The sequence below is a fragment of the Amaricoccus sp. genome, assembly GCF_017995835.1.
In the GTDB taxonomy this organism is placed as follows: domain Bacteria; phylum Pseudomonadota; class Alphaproteobacteria; order Rhodobacterales; family Rhodobacteraceae; genus Amaricoccus.
On sequence record NZ_JAGOID010000078.1, the window covers coordinates 1 to 15,330 of the forward strand.

Sequence of the window (15,330 nt, forward strand, 5' to 3'; positions counted from 1 at the left end):
GCCGGCTGGTCGGTCTGGGACGTGTTCGAGCCGCCCGGGCCGGTGAAGGTGGGGCTCCTCGTCACCTCGCTGTGGCTCCTGCTCGTCGGCATCGTGATGCAGGCGATTCCCGAGCGCCCCCGCACGCCCGTCAACGCGGAATAGGCGCGAAAGCCACTTGCCCGGGCGAGGCGGGGCAAGCGGCGGAAAAGGCGTGATTCTATCTGGCTGGAACGCGGCTGGAACCGGGCTGGAATCAGGCTTGCCACTTTTTCAGGATTCGGCAGGGCTTCGGCGCGGGGCCGGCGCCCGGGCCGTCGGTTACCCGCTGGCGACCAGCGACGCGCCGTCCCGTTCCGTCACGGCGAGGCGGGAGGCGGAAGGGGCCAGCTCGGCGAACAGCTCGGGGTCCGCGCCGGTGAGAAACGACTGGGCCCCGAGCGCGTCGAGGGCGGCGTAGAGGGCGGCGCGGCGGTCGGCGTCGAGATGCGCGGCGACCTCGTCGAGCAGCAGGACGGGCGTAGCGCCGGCGGCGTCCGCCACGGCGGCGGCGTTGGCGAGCGTCAGGCTGATCAGCATCGCCTTCTGCTCGCCGGTGGATGCCAGCCGCGCCGGCATGGCCTTGGCGGCATAGAGCGCGGCGAGATCGTCGCGGTGCGGGCCGGTCAGGGTGCGGCCGGCGGCCATGTCGCGGGCGCGTCCGGAGCGCCAAGCGGCCGCGAGGTCCGCCTCCGCCTCCGGGCCCGCCCGCTCCAGCGCCAGCTCGGCGGCGGGGAAGCCGGGCGCGGGCGCGGGGGCGGCGAGCAAGGCGAGGGCGGCGCGACGGTTGGCGATCACCTGCGCGCCCGCCGCGGCCATGCGCGCTTCGATCGCCTCGAACCATGCGGGGTCGCGCACGTCGTCGCGGATCAGTCGCCCGCGCTCGCGCAGCGCCCGGTCGTAGGCCGTGGCCGCCTCGGCATGGCCGGGGATCAGGCTGAACGTCGCGCGGTCGAGGAAGCGGCGACGCTCCGCCGCCGCGTCGACCCAGAGCCGGTCCATCGCCGGGGTGAGCCACAGGATGCGGAGCGCCGAGCCGAGCGCGGCCTGCGGCGCGGCCTTGCCGTCGATCTCGACGCTCCTGCCGCCGCTCGCGCCGGCCATGACGATCTCCCGCCTGCCGCCGAGGCCGTCGACCTCGGCGGCGATGCGCCAGCCGAGCGCATCGCCGCCGCGCGCCAGTTCCTCGGCCCCCGCGCCGCGAAGCCCGCGACCGGGCGAAAGCAGCGAGATGGCCTCGATCAGGTTGGTCTTGCCGGCGCCGTTCGGGCCGCGGATCGCCACGGATCCCGCCGGCGGCAGGTCGAGGTCGGCGGCCGGGTAGGAGCGGAAGCGCCGCAGCGCCAGCCGGCGGAGCGCGAGCGCGCCCGGCATCGCGCCGCCGCGTCCGGACCCGGCCGTCAGACCCGCATCGGCATCACGACATAGACGGCGCTCTCGTCGTTGCCCTCGCGCATCAAGGTCGGGTCGCCGGCGGTGTTGAACAGGAACACCGCGTTCTCGCGATCGACCTGGCCGGCGATTTCGAGCAGGTACTTGGCGTTGAAGCCGATCTCCAGCCGCTCGTCGGCATAGGCGACGGCGAGCTCCTCGTCGGCCGCGCCGCTGTCGGGCGCGTTGACGGAGAGGATCAGCCGGTCGTCCTCGAGCGACAGCTTGACCGCGCGCGAGCGCTCCGAGCTGACCGTGGCGACGCGGTCGACCGCCTGGGCGAACTCCGCCGCGTCGACCTCGAGTCGCTTGGTGTTCGCGAGCGGGATCACCCGGGCGTAGTCCGGGAAGGTGCCGTCGATCACCTTGGAGGTCAGCGTCACCTCCGGCGTGGCGAAGCGGATCTTGGTCTCGGACACGGAGACGGCGATCTGCGCCTCGTCGTCGTCGAGGAGCTTGCGCAGCTCGCCCACGGTCTTGCGCGGCACGATCACGCCGGGGACGTCCTCCGCGCCGGCGGGAAGCGGCGCGTCGATCCGGGCCAGCCGGTGCCCGTCGGTCGCCACGCAGCGCAGGACAGGGCCGTCCGCGCCCTTGGCGGCGTGGAGATAGACGCCGTTGAGGTAGTAGCGCGTCTCTTCGGTCGAGATCGCGAACTTCGCCTTGTCGAACAGCCGCCGCAGCACCGGGGCGGTGCAGCCGAAGCCGGTCTGGTACTCCGCGCTCGCCATGATCGGGAAGTCCTCGCGCGGCAGCGTCGCCAGCGAGAAGTGGGACCGGCCGGCCCGGACCTCCAGCCGTCCGGCGAGGCCGTCGTCGTGCAGTTCGACCATCGCGCCGTCCGGCAGCTTGCGCACGATCTCGTGGAGCGTGTGCGCCGAGACGGTGGTGGCGCCGGCGCGGCTGACCATCGCCGGCGCGCGCTCGACCACCTCGATGTCGAGGTCGGTGGCGCGGAAGCTCACCTGATCGCCTTCGGCCTCGATCAGCACGTTGCCGAGGATGGGGATGGTGTTGCGCCGCTCGACCACCGATTGCGCGCGGCTCATGGCCTTGAGGAGGGCGTTGCGCTCGAGGCTCAGTTTCATGGCTCACCCGTCAGCGAAAAAGCGGCCCGCGGGAGCCGTTGCGGGCGCGCGGGCGGTGACACTACCCCATCGGGGGGGCGACGCAAGCCCGTGCTGCGACGAAGTCGCCTCGCGACAGCGCCGTGCGGCGGTTGAGTTCGGGCGTGGCGTCCGCTGGCCGCAGGATCGCGCGGATCCTCTGCCGTCGGGGCCGTCGGGAGGGGCTGCGTCCTGCGTCGCGCCGAGGCCCGTCAGGCCTCGAGCATGCGCCGCAGGAGTTCGACGTCCTCGGCGATCTGGCTGTCGCTCTGGCGCAGTTCCTCGATCTTGCGGACGGCATGGATGACGGTGGTGTGGTCCCGCCCGCCGAAGCGGCGGCCGATGTCGGGCAGGGACTTCGACGTCAGGGTCTTGGCGAGGTACATGGCGACCTGCCGCGGTCGCGCCACCGCCCGTGCGCGCCGGGCCGAGAGCAGGTCCGACATGCGCAGGTTGTAGTGGTCGGCCACCTTGCGCAGGATCTCGTCGATGGTGACCTTGCGCTCCGAGGCGCGCAGGATGTCGGCGAGGCATTCCTGGGTCATGTCGAGGTCGATTCGCCGGCCGACGAGCGAGGCGAAGGCGAAGAGCCTGTTGAGCGCCCCCTCCAGCACCCGCACGTTGGAACTGATGCGGTGGGCGAGGAACTCCATCACGCCGGAGCCGATCGCCACGCCCGGGTGCTCGGCGAGCTGGGCCTCGGCCTTCGATTGCAGGATGCCGAGCCGCAGCTCGTAGTCGGTCGGGTGCAGGTCGACGACGAGGCCCCATTGCAGCCGCGACTTGATGCGCTCCTCGAGCCCGTCGATCTCGCCCGGCGCGCGGTCGGCCGAGATGACGATCTGCTTCTGCTGGTCGATCAGCGCGTTGAAGGTGTGGAAGAATTCCTCCTGGGTGCCCTCCTTGCCGGAGATGAACTGCACGTCGTCGACCATCAGCATGTCGACCGAGCGGAACAGCTCCTTGAAGCCGTGCATCTCCTTGAAGCGCAGGGCGGCGATGAAGCGATTCATGAACTGCTCGGCGGAGAGGTAGAGCACCCGCGCCGAGGGGTCTGTCGACTTCACCTGCCAGGCGATGGCGTGCATGAGGTGCGTCTTGCCGAGCCCGACGCCGCCATAGAGGAAGAGCGGATTGAAGGCGACCTGCCCGCGGTCTGCGACCCGCCGCGCCGCGGCATGGGCGAGCGCGTTCGGCTTGCCGACGACGAAGCTGTCGAAGGTGAAGCGGGCGTCGATCGGCGAGGCCGGAAGCTCGATGTCGCCCCTGGCGAACTCCGCCACGGGCCGCGCCTCGGACCCGACGGCGGGCCGCGCCGGCGCCGCGGGGCGGGCGGGGGACTCGGCCGGCTGCGCGACGACGAACTCCAGCCGCACGACGGCGTGGCCCTCCTGGAGCAGCAGCTGGCGGATGGTTTCGCCGAAGTTGCGGGAGACCCAGGTGCCGATGAAGCCGGTCGGGGCCTCGAAGCGGCCGACGCCCCGGTCGGAGCCGAGATAGACCAGCGGCTCGATCCAGTTGCGGCACGCATCCTGTCCGATCTGCGCGGCCAGGATGGCGCGCAATCGGTCCCATGTCGCGCCCGGGGTCTCCCCGTCCATGGAAGCCACGGCCGGCATCATGCCCGGACCGCGGAACGCTTGCGGAGTCGGACGCCCTCGACATACCAGGAATCGCATTTCATCCCAGCAACGTCGGACATCTGAACCCCCTCCCCAGTTCCGGCGGTCCTGTTGATCGGACCATATGCCGGGGCGTGATCCCGGCCACAATCAGTGATGAACTCGTCTGCGGCCATCCGCTGAACGCTGGAGATTTCCGCACGAGTCCATTGGGGTATTCTTCGCGTTACATGCGCACTCACGGAAGCCCCAGCGGCGACACTACATTGTTCTGCGACGGTACGCGCGAGCTGCAATCGCGAGATTCGATCCGTGTGCCAGCTACAATAGCGAAGGGCGGCTTTCCGAACAACCGGACCGAAGGCGGAACATCCTTCGCGGCCCGGATATCGCAAGATCGGGCCGCCCTGCCGCGGGTTCCGAACGCAAGAACGCGCCGCAAGCGGCGCGCTCGACGAGACGAAGTCGCGCCGCGAGCGGCGCTTGGCGAAACGACGACGCGCCGCAGGCGGCGCGTCGGGATCGGGTCGCGGTTCCCGCCGGGGCGGCGGCTCAGGCCTGGAGGGCCTTCACCCTGCCGGAGAGGCGGGAGATCTTGCGGGAGGCGGTGTTCTGGTGGGCGACGCCCTTGGTCACGCCGCGCATGATCTCCGGCTGCGCGACCTTGAGCGCCTCGGCGGCCACCGCGAAGTCGCCGGAGGCGATCGCCTCCTCGACCTTGCGGATGAAGGTGCGGATGCGCGAGCGGCGCGCGCGGTTGACAGCGGTGCGGCGCTCGGTCTGGCGCGCGCGCTTCTTGGAGGACGGCGAGTTTGCCATGTCGTTTTGTGTCCGGTCCGTATCATCGCGGGTAAATCAGGCGGCGTCACTACGCGCTCGCGTCGCCGGTGTCAACCGCCGCGCTGCACACGGTTCCGGGTGGTTCCGGCGGCCTCAGCGCCCGCGGAAGTTCGGCGTGCGCTTTTCGATGAACGCCGTCATGCCTTCGGTCTGGTCCTCGGTGGCGAACAGCCCGTCGAAGAGCCGTCGCTCGAAGAGGACCCCTTCGCGCAGGGTCGTCTCGAGGCTGCGGTTCACCGCCTCCTTGGCGGCCATGACCGCGAGCGGCGCCTTGGAGGCGATCGCGGCCGCCGTGTGCCGCGCTTCCGTCAGGAGATCCTTCGCCGGAACCACCCGGCTGACGAGCCCGGCGCGCTCGGCCTCCGCGGCGTCCATGAGCCGCCCGGTCAGGCACATGTCCATCGCCTTCGATTTTCCGACGAGCCGCGTCAGCCGCTGGCTGCCGCCCATGGCGGGGATGACACCGAGGTTGATCTCCGGCTGGCCGAACTTCGCCGTGTCGGACGCGATGATGAAGTCGAACAGCATGGCAAGCTCGCAGCCGCCGCCGAGGCAGTAGCCCGAAACGGCGGCGATGATCGGCTTGCGGACCCGTCCGATCGCCTCGGTGGACGCGGCGAAGTAGTCCGCCCCGTACATGTCGGCGAAAGTCTGGTCGACCATCTCCTTGATGTCGGCGCCAGCCGCGAAGGCCTTTTCCGACCCGGTGACGATGATGGCCGCGACTTTCCGGTCGCCGTCCAGTGCGCCGAGCGCCGCGGCCAGCTCGCCGAGCAGTTGCGCGTTCAGGGCGTTGAGCGCCTGCGGCCGGTTCAGCGTGACGGTCGCCACTCGCTCCGCGACCTCGACGATGACGGTCTCGTAGGCCATGCGCTCTCTCCTCCCCACAGCTCTCGGGCGGCCAGCAATAGCACCGCGCCGGGCGCGTTCAACCCTGGCCGCCGCGAGCGCGGGGGAGCCGGTCTCGCGTCGAACGGACGGGGTCGTGCCTACCCGCGGGCTGTGCCATCATGCCGGGACACCCCGCGACTCCGGAGAGCCCGATGCCTCGGTTCCTGCCCCCCCGCCTCAGCCGCCGCCGCTTTCTCGGGACCGCTGCCGCCGGGGGGCTCGCGATGCTGCATCCCTTCTCGGCGCGGGCGCAGGCGGGGCAGGCGCACCTGCGCATCCTCGCGACCACCGACCTGCACTGCCACGTGCAGCCCTACGACTATTACGCCGACAAGCCCTCCGACACGCTGGGCCTCGCCCGCACCGGCTCGATCATCGAGACGATCCGGGCGGAGGCGACCAACACCATGCTCGTCGACAACGGCGACTACCTCCAGGGCAACCCGATGGGCGACTACATCGCCTACAAGCGCGGCATGAAGGCGGGCGACATCCACCCGGTCATGGCCGGAATGAACACGCTCGCCTTCGACGCCGGCACGCTCGGCAACCACGAGTTCAACTACGGCGTCGGGTTCCTCGACCTCGTGAACGCCGGCGCCGACTTCCCGATCGTCTGCGCGAACTTCGGCACGGCGCTCGGGGCCAGCCCGCGCGAGGACAGGCTGCATCTCAAGCCCTACGTCATCCTGCCGCGCGAGATCTCCGACGGTGCGGGCAACCGCTCGACGGTCAATGTGGGCCTGATCGGTTTCGTGCCGCCCCAGATCATGATGTGGGACCGCGGCCATCTCGAGGGCTCCTTCGCCGTGCGCGACATTCTCGAGGCGGCGCGCGCCTGGGTCCCGGAGATGCGCGAGGCGGGGGCGGACATCGTCGTCGCGCTCAGCCATTCCGGGCTGGAAGCCGGCCCGGATGCGCCGATGCTGGAGAACGCCGCCTTCCAGCTCGCCGGGGTCGAGGGGATCGACGCCGTCGTCACCGGCCACCAGCACCGCGTCTGGCCGGGCGAGGACTTCGCGGGCGAGGGCTTCGACCCCGCCACGGGCGGCGTCCGCGGCAAGCCGGTGGTGATGGCGGGCTTCTGGGGCTCGCACATGGGCCTGATCGACCTCCTGCTGGAGCAGGGCGACGGCGGCTGGCGCGTCGCCGCCTTCGAGACCGAGGCCCGGCCGATCTACGAGCGCGGCGAGGACCGCAAGGTCAAGGCGCTCGTCGGCGACTTCGCGCCCGCCATCGCGGCGACCGCCGCGATCCACGCGGACACGCTGGCCTATATCCGCGCCCCCGTCGGCGAGACGACGGCGCCGCTTCAGTCGTATTTCGCCACGGTCAGCGACGATCCCTCGGTGCAGATCGTCAGCCAGGCCCAGATCTGGCGTGTCGCCCAGCTCCTCGAAGGCACCGAATGGGCGGGCCTGCCGCTGCTGTCGGCCGCCGCGCCGTTCAAGGCCGGGGGCCGCGGCGGGCCGGAGTACTACACCGACGTTCCGGCCGGGCCCGTGGCGATCAGGAACGTGGCGGACGTCTACCTTTACCCCAACACGTTGCAGGCGGTGGCGATCACCGGGGCGCAGCTCAAGGACTGGCTGGAGCGCTCGGCGGGCATCTTCCTTCAGGTGACGCCCGGCGGCGCCGACCAGCCGCTGCTCGACCCGGCCTTCCCCACCTACAATTTCGACGTGATCGACGGCGTGACCTACCGGATCGACGTCACCCAGCCGTCGCGGTTCGACGCCGAGGGGGCGCTGATCAACCCGGACGCCAACCGCATCGTCGACCTCGCCTTCGAGGGAAAGCCGGTCGACCCGGAGGCGAAATTCGTGGTGGCGACCAACAACTACCGCGCCGGCGGCGGCGGCGACTTTCCCGGCGCCGACGGCTCCACCGTCATCCTCGCCGCGCCCGACACCAACCGCGACGTCATCGTGAGCTTCATCGTCGACAAGGGCACGATCTCGCCCGCCGCCGACGCCAACTGGAGCTTTGCCCCGGCCGGCGGCGCGACGGTGATCTACGACACCGGCCCCGGCGCGGCCGCCCATCTCGGGGAGGTCCGGACCCGCGGCCTCGCCATCGAGCCGGCCGGCGACGGCGAGGACGGCTTCGCGCGATACCGGATCACGCTCTGATCTTCGCGGCGAGACGGGGTCGCGCCCGCTTCGCCGGTTTGAGGCGCGAGGGGCTTTCTGCCCGACGGGGCGCCGGGCCGCCGGGCCGCGCGGCGCGGTTCGGGGGGAAGGCCCTCCGGGGCGTCCGGTTTGCGGGTTGCGTGGCGGGGCGCGGCGACGCATCACCGGCCGGAACGGGACGGAAGACTACGGGGAGAGAACGGCATGGGCGTTTCCGAGATCGTCGCGCGGGGGGTGGCGATGGTCGGCGCGGCGGCGATCCTGGCGCGCCGCCGCACGCGGCATGTCGGGCCGCAGGCGGTCGGGCCGACGCCGGCGATCCCGGCGGCGCGGCCGCAAGGCGTGCCGACGCTCAAGATGCCGACGGCGCGCGGCTGGCCGGACGGCGCCGCGCCCACGCCCGCCGCCGGGCTGAAGGTCAACGCCTACGCTTCCGGGCTCCGGCATCCGCGCTGGATCGAGGTCCTGCCGAACGGCGACGTGCTGACGGCCGAGGCGCTCCAGGAGTCCGGGCGCGTCCGCAGCGTCTTCGACTATGCGATGCATGTCACCATGAAGCGGGCCGCGGCGATCGGCGCGAGCCCGAACCGCATCACGCTGCTGCGCGACGCCGACGGGGACGGGACGGCGGAGGTGCGCGACACCTACCTCTCCGGCCTGAACCAGCCCTTCGGCATGGCGCTGGTCGGCGAGACCTTCTACGTCGGCGTGACCGACGGCCTGCTCGCCTTCCCGTTCGAGCCGGGGGCGACGCGGCTCGGCGGCGCGCCGCGCCGGCTCGCGGATTTCAAGTCGGGCGGGCACTGGACGCGGAGCCTGCTCGCAAGCCCGGACGGCGCGCGCATCTTTGTCGGCGTCGGCTCTCTCAGCAACATCGGCGATCACGGGATGGCGGCCGAGGAGGGGCGCGCGGCGATCCATGTCCATGACATCGCCTCGGGCGAGACCCGGATCTTCGCGGGCGGGCTCCGAAACCCGGTCGGGCTCGCCTTCGAGCCCGGGTCGGGGACGCTCTGGACGGTGGTGAACGAGCGCGACGGGCTCGGCGACGAGACGCCGCCCGACTACCTGACCTCGGTGGTCGAGGGGGGCTTTTACGGCTGGCCCTATTGCTACTGGGGACGGACGCCGGACGACCGCGTGCCGCAGGACCCGGCGCGCGTCGCCGAGGCGCGGACGCCGGACTACGCGCTCGGCGGGCATACCGCCTCGCTCGGCCTCTGCTGGCTGCCGGAGGGCGTGCTGCCGGGGTTCGGGCCGGGCATGGCCATCGGACAGCATGGCTCGTGGAACCGCGCCACGCTGTCCGGCTACCGCGTCGTCTTCGTGCCGTTTGACGGCGGCAAGCCGAGCGGACCGCCGCGCGACGTGCTGACCGGCTTTCTCTCGGCCGACGAGAAATCGTCCTGGGGGCGCCCGGTCGGGGTCGCCGTCGGTCCGGACCGCCGCTCGCTCCTGGTCGCGGACGACGTGGGCGACGTGATCTGGCGGGTGAGCGGCGCGTGATGGTCCGCTAACCCTTTCCTCATACTGCCGCCCTCGGATACACGAGGGCCGAGGGACGGCCGCCAGGAGGGCGCCAGATGACCGGTTCGCGCGCGGGCGTCGCAGCGGGCGTCGCGGCGCTCGTCGCGACGCTGCTCGCGGGCGCCGCGCCGGCGGGCGAGGCGGAACTCGCAGGGGCGGCGCGGGTCCTCGACGGCGACACGCTCGACATCGGCCCGGTCCGCGTCCGCGTCCATGGCATCGACGCGCCGGAGTTCTCCCAGACCTGCGCCGCCGCCGGCGGCAGCGAGTGGACCTGCGGCAAGGCGGCGGCCGCGCGGCTGGGCGCGTTGATCCGCGACCGGCGCGTGGTCTGCGACCCGCGCGAGCGCGATCAGTATGGCCGGATCGTCGCGCGTTGCGAGGCGGGCGGCGTCGATCTCGGCGGCGCGCTGGTGGCCGAAGGGCTCGCCTGGGCCTTCGTGCGCTACAGCGACGACTACGAGGCGACCGAGGCCGCGGCGCGAGCCGCCGGTCTCGGCATCTGGCAGGCCGAGACCATGACGGCATGGGACTGGCGGGCGACCGCCTGGCGCGACGCCGCCGGCAATGCCGCGGACGACGCCCCGGGAGACTGCCCGATCAAGGGCAACATCAGCCGTTCGGGCGAGCGGATCTACCACACGCCCTGGTCGCGCGACTACGCGAAGGTCCGCATCGACGAGGGCCTCGGCGAACGCTGGTTCTGCGACGAGGCCGAGGCCCAGGCCGCCGGCTGGCGCCCGCCACGCTGAGGTCGTGCGGGCTCGTCAGGCGAGACAATGGCGGTTTCGGGGCGATTGTAGTGGTACCGCCTCCCCGGCTTGAACGGGGGACCCCCAGATCCACAATCTGGTGCTCTAACCAACTGAGCTAAGGCGGCGCCGCCGATGCAGGTACCCCCGCACCCTCTGGAATGCAAGCCCCCCGACCGCCGCGGTCAGGCCCCGGTCCCGCCGTTCGCGATCCAGGCCACGGCCTCGCGCAGCGCCGAGCCCATGGCGGCGTCGAAGGCGGCGGCGACCGACAGGGGATCAGCGGTCGGCGACACTGCGGTGCGGTCGATGTTGCGGCCGGCGATTATCGCGCCGTCGCTCTCGCGGATCAGCGTCAGCGTCAGCGCGATCCGCACGCGATAATCCTCTCCGTCTGGCTCGGCCTGGAAGGCGCGGATTTCGGTCAGGACCGTGTTGTCCGGGAACAGCCCGAGCGGCGCGCGGCCGACGAGGCGGAAGGCGCCGCTCGATTGCAGCGACTGCACCAGCAGGGTCTGGACCATGGCCGGAACCGGGTCGACCCAGCGCGCCGCCGGCAGGTAGGCGGCCTGCAGCGGCGTCGGCTTGACGAGAATGCGGTCGGTGGCGATCGCGCCCGAGGCCGTCGGCAGTTCGACCACGATGTGCCGGCTGCCCCGGGCCGGGCCGCTCGCGCCGACCGGCGTCAGCGCATAGGCAGGCAGCGGCTTTGAGGCGCTGGAGATCGCCGAGACCGCGGCGCAGCCGCCGGCCCCCGCGAGCGCCAGCATCATCGCGCCGAGGCGGGCGATCCGCCGTGCGGCGCCGCCGATGGTCCGCCCTGCGGGAAGGGTGTCGATCATCGCGAGTACTCCGGAAGTCTGTCGCCGCCGAGCAGGAAGCGGGCGGGGTCGCGCTCGATGCGCTGCACGAGCCGTTCGAGGGAGGAGACGAGCCCGCGGGCGTCCGCGGCGAGCCGGCTGAACTGCGGCAGTCCGGTTGCGGCGAAATCCTCGACCGGCTGGGCGCTGCGCGAGACGATCGTCTCGAAGCGCCCGGCCGCGCGGTTGGCGCTCTCGGCGGCGCCGCGCACCTCGGCGGTGATCTGCGGCAGGTCGGCCGTCACCTGCGCCAGCGCGGCGTCGAAGCGCGCGATCGCGGCGCGCAGGTCGGTCACCACCGGCTCGATGTCGGAGTTCATCACCCGGTCGGCAGAGGCGAAGGCGCGCTCCGCCGCCTCGACCGCGCCGCGGGCGGCGAGGACGGCGGGCGCGATTTCCTGGAGCCGCGTATTCGCGGTGCGGAAAGCCGCGCCGGCATCGGCGAGCGTCGTCTCCGTCGTGGTCGCGAGCCCGTCGAGCCGGCCCGAGAAGGCGCTGGCGTCCGCGCCCACCTCGGCCACCACGCGGTTGACCGTCGCCGACGCCGTGCGCAGGTCGGCGAGGATGAGCGGGGCGTCGCTCTCGAGGAGCCGGTTCGCCGTCTGGAGCGCCGTCCGGGCCTCGGCGACCATCGCCGCACCATCGCCGTCGAAGAGCGTCTCGACCGAGACCGCCGCCTCCTCGACCGCGGCGATCATCGGCCCGGCGGCGGCGATCGGCGCCTCCGCCTCGCGCAGCCGCGTCGCGGCGAGGTCGATCGCCCCGTCGACCCGGTTCAGGGTCATGCCCGCCCGACCCCGCAGGTCCTCCACCGCCGCCGCCGTCGTCGTGGCGAGCGCGCCATAGCTCTCCACCACGGCCGGCGCCTTCTCCACGATCAGCGTGTCGGCATGGGCGAAAGTCGACCGCGCCGCGTCGAGCGCGGCCGTCCCCGAGGCGAGCGTCTCCTTCGAGGCGTCGAAGGCGGCTCGCGCGCTCTCGAGCGTCGTTTCGGCCGTGGCGAGCGTCGTCTCGGCCCGCTCGGCGATGCCGCCGAGCCGGTCGGTGAAGCCCGCGATCTGCTCCACGCCGCTCCGCACCGACCCGGAGATCGCCGAGAAGTCCTTCAGCGCCGTGTCGAGCCCGCCGGAGGCGTTGGCGGCGTTGTCGAGGATCGTCTCCACCCGCTGCCGGTTCTCCGGCCCGGTGAAGGAGCTGAGCTCGCGCAGGAGATCGGTCGCCTCCTGCAGGAGTCGCGGCGCGGTGTCGAGCAGCGTGTCCAGCACCGAAGGCTCGGAGCGGATCGTGTAGATTCCGGTCGTCGGGTCGGGCTCGAGCGGCGGCGAGTCGGGGCTCCCACCCGAAAGCGACACGAAGGCGACGCCGGTCACGCCCTGCACCTGAAGCGTCGCCACGGTGTCGGAGCGGATCGGCGTGCCTTCCGCCACTTCGATCCCCACCCGCACTCGCGATGCGTCCTCCGGGTCGATGGCGATCGTCAGCACCCGCCCCACGGTGATTCCGTTGAAGCGCACGTCGGCCGACTGGTTCAGACCCGAGACGCTGTCGAAGGCGATGTCGTAGTAGTCGAAGCTACGGTCGATCGAGACCTTGGCGTACCACAGGAAGAACGCGAAGGTCGCGAGCACGCCCGCGAGCGTGACCGCGCCGATCAGGACGTAGTTCGCCCGGGTCTCCATCGCCGCTCCCTAGTCCCCCGCGCTCGCAAGCGCCGCGCGGGCGCGCGGCCCGTGGAAATACTCATGCACCCAAGGGTGGTCCACTTCCAGCATGTCCGCCATCGTCCCGGTGACGAGCACGCGCTTCTCGGCCAGCACCGCCACCCTGTCGCAGGTCGCGTGCAGCGTGTCGAGGTCGTGGGTCACCAGGAACACGGTGATCCCGAGCGCCTGTTGCAGCGAGCGGATCAGGTCGTCGAAGGCGCTCGCGCCGATCGGATCGAGCCCGGCCGTCGGCTCGTCGAGGAACAGGATCTCGGGGTCGAGCGCCATGGCGCGGGCGAGCCCGGCGCGCTTCTTCATGCCGCCGGACAGGTCGGCGGGATACTTGTCGTTGGCGTCCGGCGGCAGGCCGACGAGCGCGACCTTGAGCTCGGCGAGCGCACGGCGCAGGTCGGGCTCGATATGGGCCATGATGCGCATCGGGGCCTCGACGTTCTCGCGCACCGTCAGTGAGGAAAACAGCGCCCCGTCCTGGAACATCACGCCCCAGCGCGTCTCCACCTCGCGACGCCGGGCGGCGTCGGCGTGAAGCATGTCGACGCCGAACACCTCGATCGAGCCCTCGGCGGGACGCAGCAGCCCGACGATCTCGCGCAGCAAGACCGACTTGCCGGTGCCCGAGCCGCCGACGACGCCGAGCACCTCGCCGCGCCAGACGTCGAGGTCGAGCCCGTCATGGATGACCGCCGGCCCGAACCGGGTGACGAGCCCGCGCACCCGGATGACCGCCTCTCGCCCGGAGGCGGCGGCGGGCGCCTCGGTCGGCGCGTCGCTCAAACCCCGACCTCCATGAAGAACACCGCGAAGGCGGCGTCGAGCACGATGATGAGGAAGATCGAGATCACCACCGAGTCGGAGGTGCGCGTGCCGAGCGACTCGGCGCTCTTCTCGACCTTCATCCCCTCGTAGCAGCCGACGAGCCCGATGATGGCGGCGAAGAACGGCGCCTTGATCATGCCGGTGAGGAAGGTCCAGGCGTCGCCGGCGTCCTGGAGCCGCGCGACGAAGAGCGCCGGCGAGATGCCGAGTTCGGCCCAGGCCATCAGCCCGCCGCCGACGAGCCCCGTGATGTTGGCGAGGAAGCCGAGCAGCGGCAGCATCAGCACCAGCGCCAGCACCCGCGGCAGGACCAGCGTCTCGATCGGGTCGAGGCTGAGCGTGCGCATGGCGTCGATCTCCTCGCGGAGCTTCATCGAGCCGATGGCGGCGGTGTAGGCCGAGGCGCTGCGGCCGGCGACGACGATCGCCGTCATCAGGATGCCGAGCTCGCGCAGGAGCGTTATCGCGATCAGGTCGATCACGAACACCTCGGCGCCGAACTGGCGCAGCTGCACCGCGCCCATGAACGCGAGCACGACGCCGATCAGGAACGCCATCAGCGCCACGATCGGCGCCGCGTTCAGTCCGACGTCCTGCATGTGGTGCACGAGCGCGGTGATCCTGAGCCGCCAGGGGCGCGCCAGAGTCGCGAGGAAGCAGGCGACGATCTGGCCGCCGAAGCCCGTCATCTCCACGGCGCCGATGCCGAAGTCGTGCACCTTCGCGCCGATCGTGGCGACCCAGTCGACGAAGGCGTTCGTCGGGCGCGGGCGGTCCTCCGCGGTCGGCAGCGCCTTCTCGACCGTCTCGATGATGAGCGCCTGCTTCGGGTTCGCGCCCTCGACCCGCGCCTCGATCCCTTCGGCCGCCAGCCGGCGGCGCAGGGTGACCACGAGCCAGGCGCCGGCGGTGTCGATCTCGCCCGCCTTGCCGAGGTCGAGCGTCACCGGGCCGTCGGGAAGCGCGCGGAGGCGGTCGCGCAGCGCCGAGACGTCTGCGGCGAGCATCGGCCCCGCGAAGCGGACGACGGACCCGCCGCCGGCCGCGCCCGCCGCCTCGATCGTAACGCCTGCCTCGGTCATCGGATCCCGCGCCGCCTTGCGGCGCCGACCCTAGCCGCCCGCGCGCCGCGGCCGCAAGCCCGTGTCCGGGCGCAGTACGCCTTGACGATGATCGGTCCGCCCCGCAGGCGCGGGGCGGCACGTGGGCTCGCTCAGAGGTTCCCCCGGGAGAGCTCGCCGGCGATGTGGTCGGCCTGCCGGATGGCGAGGGCGACGATGGTCAGCGTAGGATTCTCGGCCGCGCCGCTGGTGAACTGGCTGCCGTCGGACACGAAGAGGTTCGGCACGTCGTGGCTCCGGCCCCAGCGGTCCACCACGCCGTCCCGCGGGTTCTCGCTCATGCGGTTGGTGCCGAGGTTGTGCGTCGAGGGATAGCGCGGGGTAGGCAAGGCCCGCGTCGCGCCCACCGCCCGATAGAGCGCCGCGCCGCGCTCATAGGCATAGGCACGCATTGCCGTGTCGTTCGGATGATCGCTGAAGTTGACGTTCGCCACCGGTAGCCCGAAGTCGTCCTTCACGTCGGTGTTGAGCGTCACCCGGTTCGTCTCCT

13 protein-coding genes and 1 tRNA gene are annotated in these 15,330 nt (G+C 71.9%); 3 read left to right on the forward strand and 11 right to left on the reverse strand.

From position 1 onward, the window contains the following. Positions 1-300 precede the first annotated feature (300 nt). The 5 genes from recF to KBA23_RS12085 all read right to left on the reverse strand — a co-directional run bounded on the left by recF (position 301) and on the right by KBA23_RS12085 (position 5,887). Positions 301-1,392 (reverse strand): DNA replication/repair protein RecF, encoded by a 1,092-nt coding sequence (recF, locus tag KBA23_RS12065; protein WP_290741259.1) that lies wholly within the window; start codon positions 1,390-1,392, stop codon positions 301-303. Positions 1,393-1,418: 26 nt separating this feature from the next. Next, positions 1,419-2,537 carry a DNA polymerase III subunit beta gene (gene dnaN, locus KBA23_RS12070; RefSeq protein WP_290741261.1) on the reverse strand — a complete coding sequence of 373 codons (1,119 nt, stop codon included), beginning with the start codon at positions 2,535-2,537 and terminating at the stop codon, positions 1,419-1,421. Positions 2,538-2,767: 230 nt separating this feature from the next. Continuing rightward, positions 2,768-4,156, reverse strand: a complete 1,389-nt coding sequence (gene dnaA, locus KBA23_RS12075) for a chromosomal replication initiator protein DnaA (RefSeq protein ID WP_290741263.1) — start codon at positions 4,154-4,156, stop codon at positions 2,768-2,770. 573 nt (positions 4,157-4,729) lie between these two features. Beyond that, positions 4,730-4,996, reverse strand: a complete 267-nt coding sequence (rpsT, locus tag KBA23_RS12080; RefSeq protein ID WP_290741265.1) for a 30S ribosomal protein S20 — start codon at positions 4,994-4,996, stop codon at positions 4,730-4,732. Positions 4,997-5,110: 114 nt separating this feature from the next. Next, the gene (locus tag KBA23_RS12085) at positions 5,111-5,887 is read right to left on the reverse strand and encodes an enoyl-CoA hydratase (protein WP_290741267.1); all 777 of its coding nucleotides are present in this window, start codon (positions 5,885-5,887) and stop codon (positions 5,111-5,113) included. A 173-nt stretch (positions 5,888-6,060) separates the two neighbouring features. Between KBA23_RS12085 and KBA23_RS12090 the strand changes: the two genes are divergently transcribed. From KBA23_RS12090 to KBA23_RS12100, 3 genes are all read left to right on the forward strand, one after another. After that, positions 6,061-8,040: a bifunctional 2',3'-cyclic-nucleotide 2'-phosphodiesterase/3'-nucleotidase gene (locus tag KBA23_RS12090; RefSeq protein ID WP_290741269.1), complete on the forward strand. Its 1,980-nt coding sequence runs from the start codon at positions 6,061-6,063 to the stop codon at positions 8,038-8,040. A 204-nt stretch (positions 8,041-8,244) separates the two neighbouring features. Continuing rightward, entirely contained in the window at positions 8,245-9,546 is a 1,302-nt protein-coding gene (locus tag KBA23_RS12095; RefSeq protein ID WP_290741271.1) for a sorbosone dehydrogenase family protein, read from the forward strand. Positions 9,547-9,623: 77 nt separating this feature from the next. Further along, positions 9,624-10,319 carry a thermonuclease family protein gene (locus KBA23_RS12100; RefSeq protein ID WP_290741273.1) on the forward strand — a complete coding sequence of 232 codons (696 nt, stop codon included), beginning with the start codon at positions 9,624-9,626 and terminating at the stop codon, positions 10,317-10,319. Between the two features lie 51 nt (positions 10,320-10,370). Here KBA23_RS12100 and KBA23_RS12105 read toward each other — a convergent pair. The 6 genes from KBA23_RS12105 to KBA23_RS12130 form a co-directional block, all read right to left on the reverse strand. Further along, positions 10,371-10,447: transfer RNA gene (locus tag KBA23_RS12105), tRNA-His, on the reverse strand. A 57-nt stretch (positions 10,448-10,504) separates the two neighbouring features. Further along, positions 10,505-11,161: an ABC-type transport auxiliary lipoprotein family protein gene (locus tag KBA23_RS12110; protein WP_290741275.1), complete on the reverse strand. Its 657-nt coding sequence runs from the start codon at positions 11,159-11,161 to the stop codon at positions 10,505-10,507. Beyond that, on the reverse strand, positions 11,158-12,858 hold the full coding sequence (locus KBA23_RS12115; RefSeq protein ID WP_290741277.1) for an MlaD family protein: 1,701 nt from the start codon (positions 12,856-12,858) through the stop codon (positions 11,158-11,160). Before KBA23_RS12115 ends, KBA23_RS12110 begins: the two co-directional genes overlap by 4 nt. Before the next feature lie 9 nt (positions 12,859-12,867). Next, positions 12,868-13,677, reverse strand: a complete 810-nt coding sequence (locus KBA23_RS12120) for an ABC transporter ATP-binding protein (protein WP_290741279.1) — start codon at positions 13,675-13,677, stop codon at positions 12,868-12,870. Further along, on the reverse strand, positions 13,674-14,801 hold the full coding sequence (locus KBA23_RS12125; protein ID WP_290741281.1) for an MlaE family lipid ABC transporter permease subunit: 1,128 nt from the start codon (positions 14,799-14,801) through the stop codon (positions 13,674-13,676). Before KBA23_RS12125 ends, KBA23_RS12120 begins: the two co-directional genes overlap by 4 nt. Positions 14,802-14,932: 131 nt before the next feature. Next, positions 14,933-15,330, reverse strand: a 398-nt coding sequence (locus tag KBA23_RS12130) for a GMC family oxidoreductase (protein WP_290741283.1), incomplete at its 5' end; no start/stop codon positions are given.